The 14950-nt window shown below is 62.3% G+C and carries 20 protein-coding genes; 7 read left to right on the forward strand and 13 right to left on the reverse strand.

The window, feature by feature from the left end:
• Window positions 1-6: 6 nt before the first annotated feature.
• From NKI39_RS18505 to NKI39_RS18520, 4 genes are all read right to left on the reverse strand, one after another.
• Window positions 7-1029, reverse strand: coding sequence for a glycosyltransferase family 4 protein (locus NKI39_RS18505; protein WP_352833462.1), 1023 nt, complete (start codon window positions 1027-1029; stop codon window positions 7-9).
• Between the two features lie 205 nt (window positions 1030-1234).
• Window positions 1235-2650 (reverse strand): ATP-binding protein, encoded by a 1416-nt coding sequence (locus NKI39_RS18510; protein ID WP_352833464.1) that lies wholly within the window; start codon window positions 2648-2650, stop codon window positions 1235-1237.
• A 50-nt stretch (window positions 2651-2700) separates the two neighbouring features.
• Window positions 2701-3420 carry a response regulator gene (locus tag NKI39_RS18515; RefSeq protein WP_023678415.1) on the reverse strand — a complete coding sequence of 240 codons (720 nt, stop codon included), beginning with the start codon at window positions 3418-3420 and terminating at the stop codon, window positions 2701-2703.
• The gene (locus NKI39_RS18520) at window positions 3407-3934 is read right to left on the reverse strand and encodes a MarR family winged helix-turn-helix transcriptional regulator (RefSeq protein ID WP_352456926.1); all 528 of its coding nucleotides are present in this window, start codon (window positions 3932-3934) and stop codon (window positions 3407-3409) included. Before NKI39_RS18520 ends, NKI39_RS18515 begins: the two co-directional genes overlap by 14 nt.
• A gap of 249 nt (window positions 3935-4183) precedes the next feature.
• Here NKI39_RS18520 and NKI39_RS18525 point away from each other — a divergent pair, with 249 nt between their 5' ends.
• The 3 genes from NKI39_RS18525 to NKI39_RS18535 all read left to right on the forward strand — a co-directional run bounded on the left by NKI39_RS18525 (window position 4184) and on the right by NKI39_RS18535 (window position 6351).
• Window positions 4184-5077, forward strand: coding sequence for a branched-chain amino acid aminotransferase (locus NKI39_RS18525; protein WP_352450493.1), 894 nt, complete (start codon window positions 4184-4186; stop codon window positions 5075-5077).
• A gap of 144 nt (window positions 5078-5221) precedes the next feature.
• Window positions 5222-5533 carry a hypothetical protein gene (locus NKI39_RS18530; protein ID WP_352450492.1) on the forward strand — a complete coding sequence of 104 codons (312 nt, stop codon included), beginning with the start codon at window positions 5222-5224 and terminating at the stop codon, window positions 5531-5533.
• Window positions 5534-5709: 176 nt separating this feature from the next.
• Window positions 5710-6351: an MBL fold metallo-hydrolase gene (locus NKI39_RS18535; protein ID WP_352450491.1), complete on the forward strand. Its 642-nt coding sequence runs from the start codon at window positions 5710-5712 to the stop codon at window positions 6349-6351.
• A 69-nt stretch (window positions 6352-6420) separates the two neighbouring features.
• Here the strand turns inward: NKI39_RS18535 and NKI39_RS18540 are convergent, their stop codons facing one another.
• The 3 genes from NKI39_RS18540 to NKI39_RS18550 form a co-directional block, all read right to left on the reverse strand.
• Window positions 6421-6831 carry a BA14K family protein gene (locus NKI39_RS18540; RefSeq protein WP_023678410.1) on the reverse strand — a complete coding sequence of 137 codons (411 nt, stop codon included), beginning with the start codon at window positions 6829-6831 and terminating at the stop codon, window positions 6421-6423.
• Between the two features lie 191 nt (window positions 6832-7022).
• A complete protein-coding gene (locus NKI39_RS18545) occupies window positions 7023-7235 on the reverse strand; it encodes a cold-shock protein (RefSeq protein ID WP_006202521.1) in 213 nt (70 codons plus the stop codon).
• 229 nt (window positions 7236-7464) lie between these two features.
• A complete protein-coding gene (locus NKI39_RS18550; RefSeq protein ID WP_006202520.1) occupies window positions 7465-7677 on the reverse strand; it encodes a cold-shock protein in 213 nt (70 codons plus the stop codon).
• A gap of 492 nt (window positions 7678-8169) precedes the next feature.
• Between NKI39_RS18550 and NKI39_RS18555 the strand changes: the two genes are divergently transcribed.
• The gene (locus NKI39_RS18555) at window positions 8170-8562 is read left to right on the forward strand and encodes a Kazal-type serine protease inhibitor family protein (protein ID WP_352833466.1); all 393 of its coding nucleotides are present in this window, start codon (window positions 8170-8172) and stop codon (window positions 8560-8562) included.
• A 137-nt stretch (window positions 8563-8699) separates the two neighbouring features.
• Here the strand turns inward: NKI39_RS18555 and NKI39_RS18560 are convergent, their stop codons facing one another.
• Entirely contained in the window at window positions 8700-8945 is a 246-nt protein-coding gene (locus tag NKI39_RS18560) for a hypothetical protein (protein WP_023678408.1), read from the reverse strand.
• On the reverse strand, window positions 8942-9208 hold the full coding sequence (locus NKI39_RS18565) for a hypothetical protein (RefSeq protein ID WP_352469759.1): 267 nt from the start codon (window positions 9206-9208) through the stop codon (window positions 8942-8944). Before NKI39_RS18565 ends, NKI39_RS18560 begins: the two co-directional genes overlap by 4 nt.
• 368 nt (window positions 9209-9576) lie before the next feature.
• Here NKI39_RS18565 and NKI39_RS18570 point away from each other — a divergent pair, with 368 nt between their 5' ends.
• From NKI39_RS18570 to NKI39_RS18580, 3 genes are all read left to right on the forward strand, one after another.
• Window positions 9577-9759, forward strand: coding sequence for a hypothetical protein (locus tag NKI39_RS18570; protein ID WP_023678406.1), 183 nt, complete (start codon window positions 9577-9579; stop codon window positions 9757-9759).
• Window positions 9760-9769: 10 nt separating this feature from the next.
• Window positions 9770-10036, forward strand: coding sequence for a DUF1488 family protein (locus NKI39_RS18575; protein ID WP_023678405.1), 267 nt, complete (start codon window positions 9770-9772; stop codon window positions 10034-10036).
• A gap of 181 nt (window positions 10037-10217) precedes the next feature.
• Window positions 10218-11873, forward strand: coding sequence for a tetratricopeptide repeat-containing sulfotransferase family protein (locus NKI39_RS18580; protein ID WP_352833469.1), 1656 nt, complete (start codon window positions 10218-10220; stop codon window positions 11871-11873).
• Here NKI39_RS18580 and NKI39_RS18585 read toward each other — a convergent pair.
• The 4 genes from NKI39_RS18585 to NKI39_RS18600 all read right to left on the reverse strand — a co-directional run bounded on the left by NKI39_RS18585 (window position 11860) and on the right by NKI39_RS18600 (window position 14653).
• Window positions 11860-12213, reverse strand: a complete 354-nt coding sequence (locus tag NKI39_RS18585; protein ID WP_352683481.1) for a DUF1428 domain-containing protein — start codon at window positions 12211-12213, stop codon at window positions 11860-11862. The two genes, NKI39_RS18580 and NKI39_RS18585, sit on opposite strands and share 14 nt — an antisense overlap.
• Window positions 12214-12290: 77 nt before the next feature.
• A complete protein-coding gene (locus NKI39_RS18590) occupies window positions 12291-12719 on the reverse strand; it encodes a VOC family protein (RefSeq protein WP_352469762.1) in 429 nt (142 codons plus the stop codon).
• Between the two features lie 128 nt (window positions 12720-12847).
• Window positions 12848-13021 (reverse strand): hypothetical protein, encoded by a 174-nt coding sequence (locus NKI39_RS18595; RefSeq protein ID WP_023719167.1) that lies wholly within the window; start codon window positions 13019-13021, stop codon window positions 12848-12850.
• A 102-nt stretch (window positions 13022-13123) separates the two neighbouring features.
• Window positions 13124-14653, reverse strand: a complete 1530-nt coding sequence (locus tag NKI39_RS18600) for an ABC-F family ATP-binding cassette domain-containing protein (protein WP_352469763.1) — start codon at window positions 14651-14653, stop codon at window positions 13124-13126.
• Window positions 14654-14950: the final 297 nt, after the last annotated feature.

Below are 14950 nucleotides of genomic sequence, written 5' to 3' on the forward strand. Positions count from 1 at the left end.
TGTTGTTCACGCAGCCAGTTTACGCCTGGTACCCCGCGCTTCTTCGACCGTTTCCATGAACATTTCCGCGCAGGCCTTCCAGCTGTAGCGCATTGCGCGTTGCCGCGCCTCGGCGCGGTCTACGTGAAGGGCGGCGAGCGCTGCTTGCCGCAGGTCGTCCGACACCGCGCCGCCGATGCCGTCACCCACAATATCGATGGGTCCGGTGACGGGATAGGCTGCGACCGGCGTGCCGCTGGCCAGCGCCTCGATGATGACGTTGCCGAACGTGTCGGTACGGCTGGGGAAGACGAAAGCATCGGCCGAGGCGTAGATCTCGGCCAGTTCGTCGTTCGGACGATGGCCAAGGAAATGGGCATCGTGATATCTGGCCTTCAGCTTCGCCAATTCCGGCCCTTCGCCTACGACCAACTTGCTGCCAGGCAGGTCGAGGTCGAGGAAGGCCGGCAGGTTCTTTTCGATCGCGACGCGGCCAACGCAGAGGAAGATCGGTCCGGGAAATCCCAGGTCCTTTCTTTTGTCCGGCCGAAAATGGTCGGTGTCGACGCCGCGCGTCCACGGCCGGAGCTTGGTGAAGCCGCGCGCCGCAAGATCGTCGGCAAGCGACTGGGTGGCAACCAGCGTGCCCTGTCCTGAATTGTGGAAATCACGCAGCCAGCGATAGGCCCATGCTTCAGGCACCGGCAGGCGCGCGCTCAGATATTCCGGAAAACGTGTGTGATAGCTGGTCGTGAACGGGCGGCCGGCGTTGCGGCAGTAGCGCCGGGCCATAATGCCGAGCGGTCCTTCGGTGACGATATGGATGTGGTCCACCTTGCGTGCCTCGATCAGCTGCGCCACGCGGTGCGGCGTCGTCAGCGCCAGCCTGATATCGGGATAGGTCGGCAGAGGCAGGGTGCGAAAGATATTCGGCGTCAGGAAGTCCGTCTCGATATCGAAGGATTTCAGGGTCTCCGAGAGACGCTCTAGCGTGTGGACGACGCCGTTGACTTGCGGGCGCCAGGCGTCGGTGACCATCAGGATGCGCATGGCGGTCCCTTGGCGGCAAGCTTGATTGCCTCGCCGCGACGCCTGAGCGGCGACCACGCCGCAGCTCTGGCGTCGCACCAGCGCACCCGGGCAGGCGCGGGGTCGAAATGAGGCCGCAGGGCCGAATCAATCAGGATCGCGCGCTTCATTGGCGCTCTTCACCATGGTTTCATGACGGGCCGATGAAGGCCGGGTGTCGCTGCCGTCAAGCGGGGACCTTGATCACCGCCCGAAGGCCGCCGAGCGGGCTGCGTTCGAGGACAATGTCGCCACCATGGCTGCGGGCAATGTCTCGTGCGATGGAGAGGCCAAGGCCGGTGCCGCTGGCGTCGAGGTTGCGGGCCTCGTCCAGCCGCACGAACGGCTTGAATACATCTTCTCGCTTTTCGGGCGGAATTCCCGGGCCGTCATCGTCGATGGTGACGACCAGCGAACCGCGCCCATGATTGGCATTGATCTCCACCGTCTTGGCATAGCGGAATGCATTGCCGACGACGTTGGACAGCAGCCGCGCAAAGGCATTGGGGCGCACATGCACATGCGGATCGCCGACAAGCACGGTCGACAGCTTGCGCTTGCGCAGCGCGGCTTCCTCGCGAAGCTTGTCGAAGAAGGCTTCGAGATCGAACTGACCGGCATCTTCCGAAGCTTCGCCGCGTGCAAAGGCAAGGTAGCCTTCCAGCATCGACTGCATGTCGTCGATGTCCTGGTCGAGTGCCTGGGTATCGGCCGCCTTGGTCCCGGCAAGCGCCAATTGCAGCTTGAAGCGGGTGAGGATGGTCCTCAGATCGTGGCTGACGCCGCTCAGCATGGCGGTGCGCTGCTCGAGCTGACGTTCGATGCGTTCGCGCATCTGGATGAAGGCAAAGCCGGCGCGGCGGACTTCCTCCGCGCCGCGCGGGCGAAAATCGCGCGGCATCGGCCGGCCCTTGCCGAAGCTCTCGGCCGCCTCGGCCAGCGTCAGAATCGGCCGGATCTGGTTGCGCAGGAAGGGAATGGCGATCATCAGCAGCACCAGCGAGGTGCCGACCATCCAGATCAGGAAAATATGGGTGTTCGATGCATAGGCCTGGCTGCGGCGCACGAAGACGCGCAGCACCTTGTTCTCGAGCTGGACGCGGACCTCGACGATATTGGAATTGCCGACCGTATCGATCCAGAACGGACGGTTGATCTGGCGGGTGATCTCGGACGAAAGGATCTCGTCGAGGATCGAGAAGAACGGCTTTGGCCCGGGTGGCGGCAGCGGGTCGGGCGGGAGGAGGTCGACCTTCAGCTGCATGCGATCCTGGGCGATGCGGATGACGTTGGCGTAGTCGGCGTCATGCGGATAGGTCTCTATCAGGTCGATGATGGCGGCGATGTCGCGCACCGTGGCCTGCGACAGGCGTTGCGTCACGGTTTGCCAGTGGCGCTCCATGAAGACAAAGGCGACGACCGACTGCAGCATGATCATTGGCGCGATGACGATGATCAGCGAGCGGGCATAGAGCCGCTTCGGCATGTAAAGCGACACCAGGCGCCAGAAACGGTTCCAGGCGCGCGGCACGGCCTTGAGCGCCCGCGTCGCGCGGGCGCTGAAGCCGCCATCTCCCGGCCGTTCGAGTTGCGTGGTCGCCATTCGTCCTTTCGCTCACCGGGACCCGGCAAAGGGCCGCTGTCGGCGGCATTCTATTCCACGCTGAGCCGATACCCAATACCGCGCACGGTCTGCAGCCAGACCGGATTGGACGGATCGCGTTCGATCTTGCGGCGCAGCCGGTTGATCTGGACGTCGATCGTGCGCTCGCCGACCTCGGATTCATCGCCGACAAGCTCATGCCGCGGTATCGTCTCGCCGGCACGCGCAGCGAAGATCGCCAGGATTTCCTGCTCGCGGTCGGTCAGCTTGAGCGCCTCGCCGCCGCGCTTCAGCTCACGCCTGGCGATCTGGAACGTATAGGGGCCAAAGACCAGCTGTTCGACCTTGGGCGTCGTCGCGGGGCCGCCGCGGCGCAGGATATTGTTGATGCGCAGGATCAGCTCGCGCGGGTCGAACGGTTTAGGCAGATAGTCGTCGGCACCGGCCTCGAGCCCGGTGATCCGGCTGTCGGTTTCGGACAGTGCGGTGAGCATCAGGATCGGCACGTTTTTCTCGGCCCGCAGCGCCTTGGTGAGATCGACGCCGCTTTCACCCGGCATCATGACGTCGAGCACGATCAGATCGAAGTCGAGGCCGGCGAGCTTGCGCCTCGCCTCGCCGGAATTTCCGGCGACGGTGACGCGAAAACCGTTTTCGGTCAGATACTGTTTCAGAAGATTGCGGATACGGGTGTCGTCGTCGACCACCAGCAGATGCGGCGCGTCGTCTTCCGGTGCTGTCGGATGATCAACCCTCTCAATGGTCTCCATGGTTTTTCCCTGACATCTTTGCGGGCACAATGTCGATCTGCGCCCTTAGTTCCGGATTTACCATCGCTTCAAGGAACCGTTCGATAACGGCGCGTTCGGTGGCTCCGGAATCTTCCAATGCAGCATGGATGCGGCGCGACTGTGGCCGCGCCAGTGCCAGCGCCAGAGCACGGCCCTTGGCCGTCGGATAAAGCTCGCGCTGGCGGCGGTCGCGGGGGCCCTGCAATTGCACGATATGGTCGGTGTCGATCAGTTGCTTGAGCACGCGCGCCAGGCTCTGCTTGGTGATCTTGAGCACATCGAGGAGCTCGGCGACCGTCAGGCCGGGCCGGCGATTGACAAAATGCAACACCCGATGATGGGCGCGGCCAAAACCGTAATCGGCCAGGATCTGGTCCGGATCGGAGGTAAAGTCGCGATAGGCGAAGAAGAACAACTCGATGATGGCGAAATCGATGCCGTCCTCGTCGGTGATCGCCGTCCTGATCGGCTCTGCGGCTGCGTGGCTCGTCATCTTTTCTCCGTGTGAAGCAGGAAATTATGTCAGCACTATTGACGTATTTTCCGCGCGATGGTAATTTTTGGCAAGCTTTTCGGCGGATTGCGAACGAAAAGGCAAGCGAAGCCGTTTTTTCCGGAACTTCCTGAGTTTGCCAGACCTTAAATATCCGCCTACGCTTTGAGACAATGGCCGCCCGCAGCGGCCGAGGCGAAACACGCAACGACACAATGATGTGCGGGCTGCCGCCCGCGGGAGGTTACCATGGCATCCGTTCCCTTCGACCAACTGGACGGCTTTATCTGGATGAACGGCGAATTCGTCAAATGGGCCGACGCCAAGATCCACGTCTTGACCCACGGGCTGCACTACGCCAGCGCGGTATTCGAGGGCGAGCGCGCTTATGGGGGCGAAATTTTCAAGCTGACCGACCACACCGAACGCCTGCATGAATCGGCGCGCCTGCTTGGCTTCAAGATACCCTACTCGGTCGCCGAGATCGACGACGCCTGCCGCACGCTGTTGAAGAAGCAAGGTTTCCAGGACGCCTATGTCCGGCCGATCGCGTGGCGCGGCAGCGAACAGATGGGCGTTTCCGCACAGAACAGTCGGATCAACTGCGCCATCGCCATCTGGCAGTGGCCAAGCTATTTCGACCCGGCGCAGAAGCTCAAGGGGATCCGCCTCGACATGGCCGAATGGCGCCGCCCCGACCCGCGCACCGCACCGTCGAAATCGAAGGCGGCCGGCCTCTACATGATCTGCACCATGTCCAAGCATGCCGCCGAGGCAAAGGGCTATGCCGACGCCATGATGCTCGACTGGCGTGGCCAGGTGGCGGAAGCGACAGGCGCCAACATCTTCTTCGTCAAGGACGGCAAGATCCATACGCCCAAGCCTGATTGCTTCCTCGACGGCATCACCCGCCGCACGGTTATCGGCCTTGCCAAGGACCGCGGTTTGGAGGTGATCGAGCGCGCCATCATGCCGGATGAGCTTGAAGGCTTCCAGCAGTGCTTCCTCACCGGGACGGCAGCCGAGGTGACGCCGGTTTCGGAGATCGGTCCATACCGATTCGAGGTCGGCGAAATCGCCAAGACGCTGATGAATGACTATTCTGCGGCCGTTCAGCCCAAGCACGCAATCGCTGCAGAATAACGAAAGTCACAGCTTTTTTAACTAGTAGGGCGGTTTTCGGGCCGCCCCTTTTATTTAAGCGCTTCTGCATTTGACTTTCACACAATTCGGCGTCTCATGATGGGGTCGGCCCGGGAGGCTGGCAGCTATGGAGGGACTGGAAATATGGATATGAACACGCTTCTTCCGATCATTATTCAGGTGATTACGGGTATCATCGGTGGTCAGGCGGTTGGCGCGGCTATCAAGACTGCGGCGATGGGGCAGCTTACCAAAATCCTGGGCGGCGCTGTCGGCGGCGTCGGCGGTGCGGCCATCCTCAACAGTCTGCTGGGTGGCTCGGTCGATCCGGCAGCCGCCGCCACGGCGGCAGGGGCCGGCAGCGCGTTGAACATTTCAAATATCGTTGGCGGTGCCGGCGGCGGCGCCATCCTGACCGGCATCATCGGTGCGGTCATGAACGCGATGAAGAAATAAGCTTTGACGTTTCAGGTTTTCAAATGGGCGGCTTCGGCCGCCCATTTCGTTTGCCGTTTGTGGGAGCGGTGGACGCCGTTCGCGTGTGTCTCTACATCAGGGCCTGGTTCAAGGTTGGAGCTCTCCTGACGCGTTCGAGGGGACGCGCAGCGCTCCGACAGCGTGAAAGGACGAATATGGGTCAGCTCAACGCCGGCATCGTGCCGGTCACGCCGTTCCAGCAGAACTGCACCATCCTCTTCGACATGGACGACAGGCAAGGCGTTGTCGTCGATCCGGGCGGCGACATCGACAAGGTGCTGGCGGCGCTCGAGGACAATGCGATCACTGCCGGCGCGATCTGGATCACGCATGGCCATATCGATCATGCCGGCGGGGCCATGGAACTGAAGGAGGCGCTCGGTATCGAGATCATCGGCCCGCATGCCGCCGACCGGCCGCTGCTCGCCAATCTCGAGAACCAGGCGAAGCGCTACGGCATCACCGATCCCGTGCGCAACTGTGTCCCCGACCGGTTCCTTGCCGAAGGCGAGACCGTTTCGTTCGGCTCGCACGTGTTTGAGGTGCTCCATTGTCCGGGCCATGCACCCGGCCACGTCGTCTACTATAGCCGGGCGGCGAAGTTCGCCCATGTCGGCGACGTGCTGTTCCGCGGTTCGGTCGGCCGCACCGATCTGCCAGGCGGCAACCACGCCGCGCTGATCGCCTCGATCAAGGAGAAGCTTTTGCCGTTGGGCGACGACATCGGCTTTATCTGCGGCCATGGTCCCGGCGGCCGTTTTGGTGAGGAGCGGCGGAGCAATCCTTTTCTGGTCTGAAACCGCTTGCCGGAAACAAAAAGCGCGGCCTGTGCGACCGCGCTTTTTTCCGACGGGAAACTGCCTCCGCTAATTGGCGGTGCAGAAATGCTGTTCGCCGTCATAGCCGGTGAACGTGCCGGTTCGGGCGTTGAAGCTCCGGTAGCGGTCCGAGCAGTATTCGTACCAGCCGCGGGTCCACGGCTCCGCATAGCTTTCGGCATAGGCCACTCGCGGCTGCACGTAATAACGGCGCACCGGGGCAGGCCTGTAGTATTCATCATCATAGGCCGGGTCGTAATAGCGGGGCTGCGGGCTGGCGAGCGCACCGCCGATCAGGGCACCGGCCGCAAGGCCGAGCACGCCGGCCGCAACGGCGTCGCCGTGGCCGTGGTGGCGGCGGTGATGGCGCCATTCGTCGGCATTGGCCGCGGGCAAGGTCGCAAGCGTGGTCGCAACGACCGCGGCGGACAGGATGGCAGTCTTGAAAATTCGGTTCATGTCGGTCTCCTTCGTGCCGGCCCGGGTCGTTTTCGGGGATGCGGTCCGGCTTTAACGAAGATTAATATGCGACCGTGGCTGAACGGGGGCTGAACGAAATTTGACCAGGCGGTTCATCTAACTGGGCGGTTCAAGCGTGCGGCAAACACCGCAGGCCAGACCGGCCCACGTCCATTCTGTCCGGGGGTGGTTCAGCCGATCGACAGGTTGACGGCTTTCGGACCCTTGCCGCGCTTGTCCGGCTCGGTGTCGAATGTCACTTTCTGCCCATCCTCAAGACCGGGAAGACCCGACGCCTGCACGGCCGAAATATGGACGAAGACATCCTTTGCCCCGTCGTCCGGCGTGATGAAGCCGAAGCCCTTGGCGTGATTGAAGAATTTGACGGTGCCGGTCTGCGGCATGGGAAGCTCCTTTGATCCCACAAGTCCAGTCTCGGGCCGGCAAATGCCCGGACGGAAATTTGTCCTTTATTTTAGTGCCATCGGCAAGAGAAAGTTTTGCGGGTGCGGGCAAGCATCCCGGAACACGAAAGGCGCGACGAAAACCGCCGCGCCTTTACAGAATTCAAGTTCACTCCAAAAGCCTTGCAGCATCCTCACACCCCGAAAGGACGCGCGGCACGCTGTGGTTTCAGGCAGCGCGGAGATTGACCGCTTTCGGACCCTTGCCCATACGGTCGGGCTCGACATCGAAGGTGACCTTCTGACCGTCGACGAGCGTGCGCAGCCCGGAAGCCTCGATCGCCGAGATGTGGACGAACACATCCTTGGCGCCGCCATCGGGCGTGATGAAGCCGAAGCCTTTGGTAGCGTTGAAGAATTTAACGGTGCCGGTCTGGGCCATTGGGGAAACTCCTTCACCCGTGTCAGTCTTGGTGGTTCCGCCCGCCGCCTGGCGCCGTGGGCAAGTCCCGGTGGTTGCTTCGGCAGTCATGCATTGGCGCATGGGTAAAACCCCCCGCCGAAAAACGGGGCTGTCAGAGATTCACAGTATCGGGGAAAGGTCGTCCAAAACGTTCCGCTCTCCGGGTCGCAAATGCCCGAACACAAAATTTATCGCACGGAAACGTGATGCTTGCAAGACACAGCCGCGGGCGGCCCCAACAGGCGCATCCCGACGCATCGCACCGATAGTCCCGGTTCTCTGCGCGGTCATCGGCCAGACTTCACCCAGGCATGGTCCAGCAAGCGGGGCAGGTGCTGTCTTGGCTTGCGCCGGCATACCGCCCTGGCTCGCCAGTTGCAAACAGGGGTTGCATCTGGCAGCGGAATGACGAGGATCGGCCTGACCCAGGCACCATTTGTGCGGGCAGGAGTTTCGAGGGAGGGAACATTCATGCGGTTTCTTGCGGCAATCTTTCCGCGGCAGGTTTTTTCCATCCTGTTCCTGTCGGCAATTCTCGCAGCTTGCACCGTCGTGGTGGATGATGAGGGGCCGCGCCCGCCACGGCCGGGGCCGCAATTCTGCACTAGGCAATATGACCCGGTCTGTGCCCGGCGCGGCGGCGACCGCCAGACCTTCGCCAATGCCTGCCTTGCCGAACGGGCCGGATACCGCATCATTCGCGAGGGCGAGTGCCGCGGCGGTGGTGGCGGCGGCGAGCAGACATTCTGCACCCGCGAATACCGCCCGGTCTGTGCCCGTCGCCATGGCGAACTGCGCACATTCCCCAACGAATGCGAAGCCCGCGCGGCGGACTATCGCGTCGTCGATGACGGGCCCTGCTAGCGCACCGACCTCAGCCTGGCCGGATAAGCACCATCTGGGCCCCGGCGTAGAGCTCAGCGCCGTTCCCGTTGGAGATGCGCAGGCGACGCGGATCTGCGGCATCATCAGCATGTGAAGCAGCGTTGCGGCGCGTCGGCTCAGTTGGCGGGGTTGTCGACCGGTTCGAGATTGTCTTCCGTGGTGACCCGCTCATAGGTCTCCTGATCGCTGCGGATGCGATATTGCGGCGAGCCGTCCTTGACCGGCAGCCGGCTCTTGATCTGGAACAGCTCCGCGGTCTTTTGGGCAAGGCCGGTGCGGCTCTTCATGCGGACGGTCTGGCCGACGGTGAAGATATGCGCCGGCGTGTCCGTGCGCCGCGCATTCTGCTGGAAGCGGATCATGTGACATTCTCCTGGTCGTGCCGAAGCGCTGCGTCGAGCTCGGCATGGTCAATGGCGACAAGCTGGCTGGTCGCGCTTTTCACTGTCCTTGCCGGCAGATGGATGAAAGTGGCGACGCGGCGCCAGGCAGGCCAGGACATGCCGTCGATCAGTTCTTCGTCGTGGTCGATGTCATAGTCGCCGGCCGGCTGCATGCCATCCAGCCCGCCAAGCACGAAAGGTGCCGCGAAATGCGCTATGGAATGGGTGGTGCGAGCAGACATTCTTGTGCGCCTCGAAGTTCTCGCTTGTGCCTTGAAGTTCTCGTGCCTTGAAGTTTCTTTCCGGCCTGCCCCGGAAGCGGAGCCTGCATTGCGGTACCAGGTGTCGGCGATTTGGATAAGTTTGGCGGGCCGAGAATCCCTGACACCGCGGGGCCAAGCATGACCCAAACGGTTTCATACCTCTAGTCTGAAAATACGACTTATTCAAGAAGTTTTCGGCCTCTTACCCCTACCAACGTCAAATTACTTTTCTATAGTTATCCGCAGAACGATGATACGGTCCCGGAGCACCTCGAAAATTATTTGAAGAACTTCCGAAAAAATTCCTCCGGCATTTGTATTTATCTAGCAATGGAAGGAAGAGAGTCATGAACTCCGCAAGAACACCGGATGTCCCGACAGTTGCAGTCAGTCCTGTCGCAAAGCCGATAAAGGTCTTGTCGCCGCGTCTCACGATAAGAAGCGACGAGGCGGCAAGGCGAAGGATTGCCGACACCGACGGCACGGCGCGGCGGGCGCGCCAGCTTGCCGAAAGCAACCGCCTGATTTGACGCGCAAGCCATGACGCTCAATTTTCCCAATCCCAGCCGCTCCTATGACGCGGCGGCCAAGCGCATTCGTTTCGTCGGCCATGACGGCATGCTCGAAGTCCCGTTCTTTGTCGAGGTCGCGGCACTTTCGGCGGCAAACCCGGCTGCAAGCGGAGCCGAGGCCGAATTTCTCAGCGCCTTCGACGCCAAGCGTTCGTCGATCCACGAGATTGCGCGCCAAGCCTACTCGCACGGCCGCAGGAACATGTATGTGCTGACGCCGGCCGACTTCCGCTAGCTCGGTGGGTTCCGAGGTTCGCTCCCTTGCGACCGCCTCTGCTCTTGCACGCGCCGCAGCGATGGCCTAGATCGCGGCAGGCGGACAACACGGCAGGTTTCCCATCAACAGAGATCCGAGACAACCGGCAGGCGCACGTTACGGCTCAGGCGGGCAGCCACCACTGGGGCTCGACCAGTACGTGCAGCAAGCGCTGCAGTTGCACCAGGCGGGGCGCCGGCAGGAAGCCGAGGCGCTTTACCGACAGGTGCTGGCGCAAAAGGCCAACCACCCGGCTGCTGCGCATTTCCTCGGGCTTCTGCTGCACCAGACCGGGCGCAGCGCTGAGGGGCTGGCGCTGATCGAACAATCGGTGCGTCTGCAACCGAACAATCCGGATTTCCTCAACAATCTCGGCACCGTGCTGCGCGACCTCGGCCGGGTCGCGGCCGCCGCCGATCTCTTCCGCAAGGTGGTGGCGATTCGGCCGGACCAGTTGGCGGCGCGTGACAATCTCGGCTCGTCGCTGAAGCAGCTCGGCCAATTCGAAGGCGCCGAGGATATTTATCGCGGCACGATGGGCCGTAACCCGTTCCATGTCCGCGCCCGCGTCGGGCTTGCCGAAACGCTGCAGGAAGCGGGCCGGCTGGATGAGGCACTGGCTGTTTTTCGCGAGGCGCTGACGATCCGGCCGAAGGATGCCGATCTTTTGCACGGCCTGGGTGTCGGGCTGATGGAAAAGGGCAATCTCGACGAGGCTGCGGATCTTTTCAGGCAGGCGCTGGCTGTGGACCCCGGCATGGCGAGGGCCTGGCTGATGCTTACCCAGGTCAAGCGCCAAAAGGAGCGCGACGCCGAGCTTGCCCGCATGGAGGCGGAGCACGCCAAGGCGCCGCAAGGCAGCCTGGCGCGCATGCAGCTTTCCTTCGGTCTCGGCAAGGCCAATGACGACCTCAGGGAGTATGGCCGCGCCTTCGACTATTTCGCCGAAGGCAACGCGATCCGCCGCCAGGGCATCGACTACGACGCCGGCAAGACGCGCGGCGAGTTCGAGGCGATGAAGGCGGTGTTCGACAAGGCCTTTTTTGAAAGGCACAAGCCGAGCGAGATAGCCGAGGACACTCCGATCTTCGTCGTCGGCATGCCGCGTTCCGGCACCACGCTGGTCGAGCAGATCATCGCCAGCCATCCGCAGGTCTATGGCGCCGGCGAGCTCAGCATATTGAAGACGGCGGTCGGCAAGCAGTTTCCGCTCAGCATGAAGGGCGGCTTTCCCTGGGGCATCGCCGATATGCCCGACAAGGCCTATGCCGAGGCCGGCCAGGCCTATCTCGACATGCTGCACGCCCGCTATCCGGGTTCTCGACACGTCACCGACAAGATGCCCGGCAATTTCCTGTTGGTCGGTTTCATCCACATGATGCTGCCGCGGGCCAAGATCATCCATTGCGCGCGCGATGCGGCGGCGACCTGCCTGTCGATCTACAAGGTGCACTTCCGCGGCGACAGCCATCGCTACGGCTACGATCTCGACGAGCTCGCCGATTTCCACAATCTGTACACCGACATCATGGCGCACTGGCATGCCGTGCTGCCTGATGTCGTGCACGACGTTCGCTACGAGGATTTCGTCGCCGACCAAGAAGGCCAGTCGCGGGCGCTGATCGCCCATCTCGGCCTGCCGTGGGACGACGCCGTGCTGTCGTTCCACCAGACCGACCGGCCGGTGCGAACGGCGTCGGCTGCGCAAGTGCGCCAGCCGATGTATCAGGGCTCGGTCGACCTGTGGAAGCGCTATGGCGACCGGCTGAAGCCGCTGCTCAATAAACTTGATCGAGGGGCGCCTACAGCTCGATGAAGGGCTGAAAACCGCCAAAGATCATGCGCTTGCCGTCGAACGGCATGGTCTCCCAGTCCTGCTTGAGACGAGGATCGGCCATCACCTTGGCCATCACCGCGTCGCGGCTCTGGCGCGATTCGTAGACCACCCATGAGAAGATGACGACCTCGTCGTCCTTGGCCTGCACGGCGCGCGGGAACGAGGTGAGCTCGCCATAAGGGACGTCGTCGCCGACGCATTCGACGTAGGCAAGAGCACCGTGCTCCTTCCAGACGGCGCCGCCGGTTTCCGCCAGCTTCTTGTAAGCATCGAGCTTTGCTTTCGGTACGGCAAGTACGAAACCGTCGACATAGGACATCTGATTTCCTCCATGCGATCGTTTTCCTCTCCCTCTGGAGCGGGAGAGGTGATTTCAGACACAGCCTGTGTGGAATGCTAAGCTGCTTTCACCGGTGCGTTCATTGCCCATTCGACGCCGAACGGATCACGCATATTGCCCCAGCGATCACCCCAGAACATCACTTGCAACGGCACGACTTCCTCGCACCCCGCCTCGATGGCCCGCTGCCACCAGGCGTCGATATCGTCGCTGCCGAGATGGAGCTGCATGGTGTAGCCCTGCGGCTTCACAGCGGCCATTCCATGCTCGGGATAGAAGTCGGAAAGCATCAGGGTCGAACCGTTGATGTGGAGATGGATATGCATGGTACGGCCCTGTTCGTCCGGCGGATAGGCAAAGACCTGCTCGGCACCGAAGGCCTTTTGGTAAAATTCGGCGGCTTTGAAAGCGCCATCCAACTGAAGGTAGGGCGTCAATCCGCCAAGCACCTTGGCGGCGGGCTGGGTCTGCGGCTGGTCATTCATGTCATGCTCCTCTTTGCGTCTGGTTTGCCTTTGCGAACCACAGGACGAACGGAACGGCGACGATCCTACACGGCCGATGGTTTTTTGGATTCGAAATGGCGCCTGCCGCGACGGCCAACTGCCACCTTTCAACCTTCGATGCGAATCCGCGGGCTGTTTTGCGCGTCGACGACGATTTCCGGCCAGCCAATATCTTTGCGCAGCTCGATCGGCAATGAAAGGATGGCGCGTTCGCTGCGATAACGGGCGCGAGCCGCCGAGTAACGCGTCACGGCGTGACCTATGGATGACAGAATAGACATGATGCTTTCTCCTCGATTGGCGCCGGCATCACCGTGTCGGCAACCTAAGGACGTGGCATGCGATCATCATCCGACAGAGCGCCGGATTTTTTCCGCAATTTTTTAACCGCCGGCTTCGGCTACCTCCCGGAAGAAAGCTTCCGGGTCGTCGACCTCGGTCAGCCGCCGTTTCTCGATCAGCCAGAAGCGGTTGCCAACCGCGCGGATGAAGGAGCGGTCGTGCGAGGCAAGCAGGCAGCTCGCCTGATGTTCCAGCAATTCCGCTTCCAGCGCCTCCTGGCCATCAATATCGAGGTGGTTGGTCGGCTCGTCGAGCAAATAGAAGTTGGGATTGGCGAGCCTCAGCGCCAGCATCATCAGCCGCGCCTTTTGCCCACCGGACAGCACGCCGATCCTTCGCTCCTGCATGTCGATGCTGACGCCGGCGCCCGCGAGCAGCGAGCGGGCGCGCTGCTCGCCGACGTCGAATTTGCGCGAGAGCATCGCCAGCGGCGTGTCATCGCCGTCGATGCCGGACAGCGCCTGGTCGCTATGACCGAGCACGGTCGACGGTGTCACCTTCAGGCTTTGCGCCGCCGTTTCCGGCTCGACGATGGCGTTCCGGATCAGGCCGATCAGCCGTGATTTGCCGACGCCGTTACGGCCGAGCAGGACGATGCGGTCGCCTTGGCAGATGTGGCGCTTGCCGGTGCTGAACAGAACCGTGCCGTCAGGTGTTCCGACCACCAACTCGTCGAGCGTGATCAGCACCTTGGCATGGCTGCCGCGGTTGGCAAGCTTGATCGCGCCCGCCGACTTTTCGCGGTGTGCCGGCGCTGCCGCTTCTTCCAGGCGCTCTGCCCGCTGGTTGAGCTGCTTGGTCTTGACCGTCAAAAGGTCGCTGCCGGAATTGATGCCGATATTGTTGAGCTTGGCCGCTTGCCGGCGCAGCTGCTGCGCCACTTTCATGTCGCGCTGGAACTTGCGTTCGGTCGAGGCGTCGACCTCGTCCAGCGCAAGCCTCGCCCGCGAATAGGGCAGCGAAAACACCGGTGATTGTTCGGGACGCAGGAACAGCGTGCGGTTGGTCGTGGCATCGAGGAACGCCCTGTCATGGCTGGCGATCACCACCGGCACCTCGCGCGGCAGCGCGTTCAGCCAGGTCTCGAGCTGGCTGATCTTGCCGAGGTCGAGATGGTTGGTCGGCTCGTCGAGAAGCAGGACGTCGGGATCGGTGACCCAGACGCGGGCGATCAGCGCCAGCCTTTGCCAGCCGCCGCTCAGCGCCTGCATTGGCCGCCCGCGCATCGGTTCTGGCACGTCAAGCGAGTCAAGAACCACATCGACGCGCCATTGTTCGCTTTCGACCTGTCCGGCCGGCAAGGCATCAGCGACCACCTGCTGGAAGCTGCGCCCGGCCAGCGCTGCCGGGACGACTTGCTCGACATAGCCGACGCGCAGGCCGCGCGTACGGGTGATGTCGCCTGATGTCGGCTCCATCTCGCCGGTCAGGCACTTCAGCAAAGTGGATTTGCCGCGCCCATTGGCGGCGACGATGCCGAGCCGGTCGCCGGTGCCGATGGTGAGGTCGAGGTTGGAAAACAGCGGCGCATTCAGGGTGACGCCGAGGGATTTGAGGCTGATCAGGGCCATTTTGATTTCTCTGGTCTTGCCGGAGCCCGGCTCAATGCACTTTGACGGTGCACGTGCCAGCCATTAGGCTCGGCATTGCGCACCACGAAGGGCAGACCAAAAAATCGAAGCGGGGAAAAACCCGGACCGTCCCTGGTCAGCCCTGCAAGCTAGCTCGCAGGGCAAAGACAGGGCCGCGCTGACGGTGGTGAGAAAATAACACGCAGCCCTCCTTTCAAGACGTTCGAGTTGTAGAAACTGGCTACACCAAGGCTAGGGCCGATGGCAAGTGGATAGGCTCCCCCTTCTCCACTTGTG

This window comes from Mesorhizobium sp. M0664 (genome assembly GCF_040320565.1).
GTDB lineage: Bacteria > Pseudomonadota > Alphaproteobacteria > Rhizobiales > Rhizobiaceae > Mesorhizobium.

What these genes read in the sequence shown, in the direction of transcription:
- NKI39_RS18555 (WP_352833466.1), top strand. Translation starts at nt 8,170, where the DNA reads ATGCGGTTTCTTGCGGCAATCTTTCCGCGGCAGGTTTTTTCCATCCTG.
- NKI39_RS18570 (WP_023678406.1), top strand. Translation starts at nt 9,577, where the DNA reads ATGAACTCCGCAAGAACACCGGATGTCCCGACAGTTGCAGTCAGTCCT.
- NKI39_RS18530 (WP_352450492.1), top strand. Translation starts at nt 5,222, where the DNA reads ATGGATATGAACACGCTTCTTCCGATCATTATTCAGGTGATTACGGGT.
- NKI39_RS18550 (WP_006202520.1), bottom strand. Translation starts at nt 7,677, where the DNA reads ATGGCCCAGACCGGCACCGTTAAATTCTTCAACGCTACCAAAGGCTTC.
- NKI39_RS18525 (WP_352450493.1), top strand. Translation starts at nt 4,184, where the DNA reads ATGGCATCCGTTCCCTTCGACCAACTGGACGGCTTTATCTGGATGAAC.
- NKI39_RS18535 (WP_352450491.1), top strand. Translation starts at nt 5,710, where the DNA reads ATGGGTCAGCTCAACGCCGGCATCGTGCCGGTCACGCCGTTCCAGCAG.
- NKI39_RS18545 (WP_006202521.1), bottom strand. Translation starts at nt 7,235, where the DNA reads ATGCCGCAGACCGGCACCGTCAAATTCTTCAATCACGCCAAGGGCTTC.
- NKI39_RS18540 (WP_023678410.1), bottom strand. Translation starts at nt 6,831, where the DNA reads ATGAACCGAATTTTCAAGACTGCCATCCTGTCCGCCGCGGTCGTTGCG.
- NKI39_RS18565 (WP_352469759.1), bottom strand. Translation starts at nt 9,208, where the DNA reads ATGTCTGCTCGCACCACCCATTCCATAGCGCATTTCGCGGCACCTTTC.
- NKI39_RS18510 (WP_352833464.1), bottom strand. Translation starts at nt 2,650, where the DNA reads ATGGCGACCACGCAACTCGAACGGCCGGGAGATGGCGGCTTCAGCGCC.
- NKI39_RS18520 (WP_352456926.1), bottom strand. Translation starts at nt 3,934, where the DNA reads ATGACGAGCCACGCAGCCGCAGAGCCGATCAGGACGGCGATCACCGAC.
- NKI39_RS18590 (WP_352469762.1), bottom strand. Translation starts at nt 12,719, where the DNA reads ATGAATGACCAGCCGCAGACCCAGCCCGCCGCCAAGGTGCTTGGCGGA.
- NKI39_RS18575 (WP_023678405.1), top strand. Translation starts at nt 9,770, where the DNA reads ATGACGCTCAATTTTCCCAATCCCAGCCGCTCCTATGACGCGGCGGCC.
- NKI39_RS18585 (WP_352683481.1), bottom strand. Translation starts at nt 12,213, where the DNA reads ATGTCCTATGTCGACGGTTTCGTACTTGCCGTACCGAAAGCAAAGCTC.
- NKI39_RS18515 (WP_023678415.1), bottom strand. Translation starts at nt 3,420, where the DNA reads ATGGAGACCATTGAGAGGGTTGATCATCCGACAGCACCGGAAGACGAC.
- NKI39_RS18560 (WP_023678408.1), bottom strand. Translation starts at nt 8,945, where the DNA reads ATGATCCGCTTCCAGCAGAATGCGCGGCGCACGGACACGCCGGCGCAT.
- NKI39_RS18600 (WP_352469763.1), bottom strand. Translation starts at nt 14,653, where the DNA reads ATGGCCCTGATCAGCCTCAAATCCCTCGGCGTCACCCTGAATGCGCCG.
- NKI39_RS18595 (WP_023719167.1), bottom strand. Translation starts at nt 13,021, where the DNA reads ATGTCTATTCTGTCATCCATAGGTCACGCCGTGACGCGTTACTCGGCG.
- NKI39_RS18505 (WP_352833462.1), bottom strand. Translation starts at nt 1,029, where the DNA reads ATGCGCATCCTGATGGTCACCGACGCCTGGCGCCCGCAAGTCAACGGC.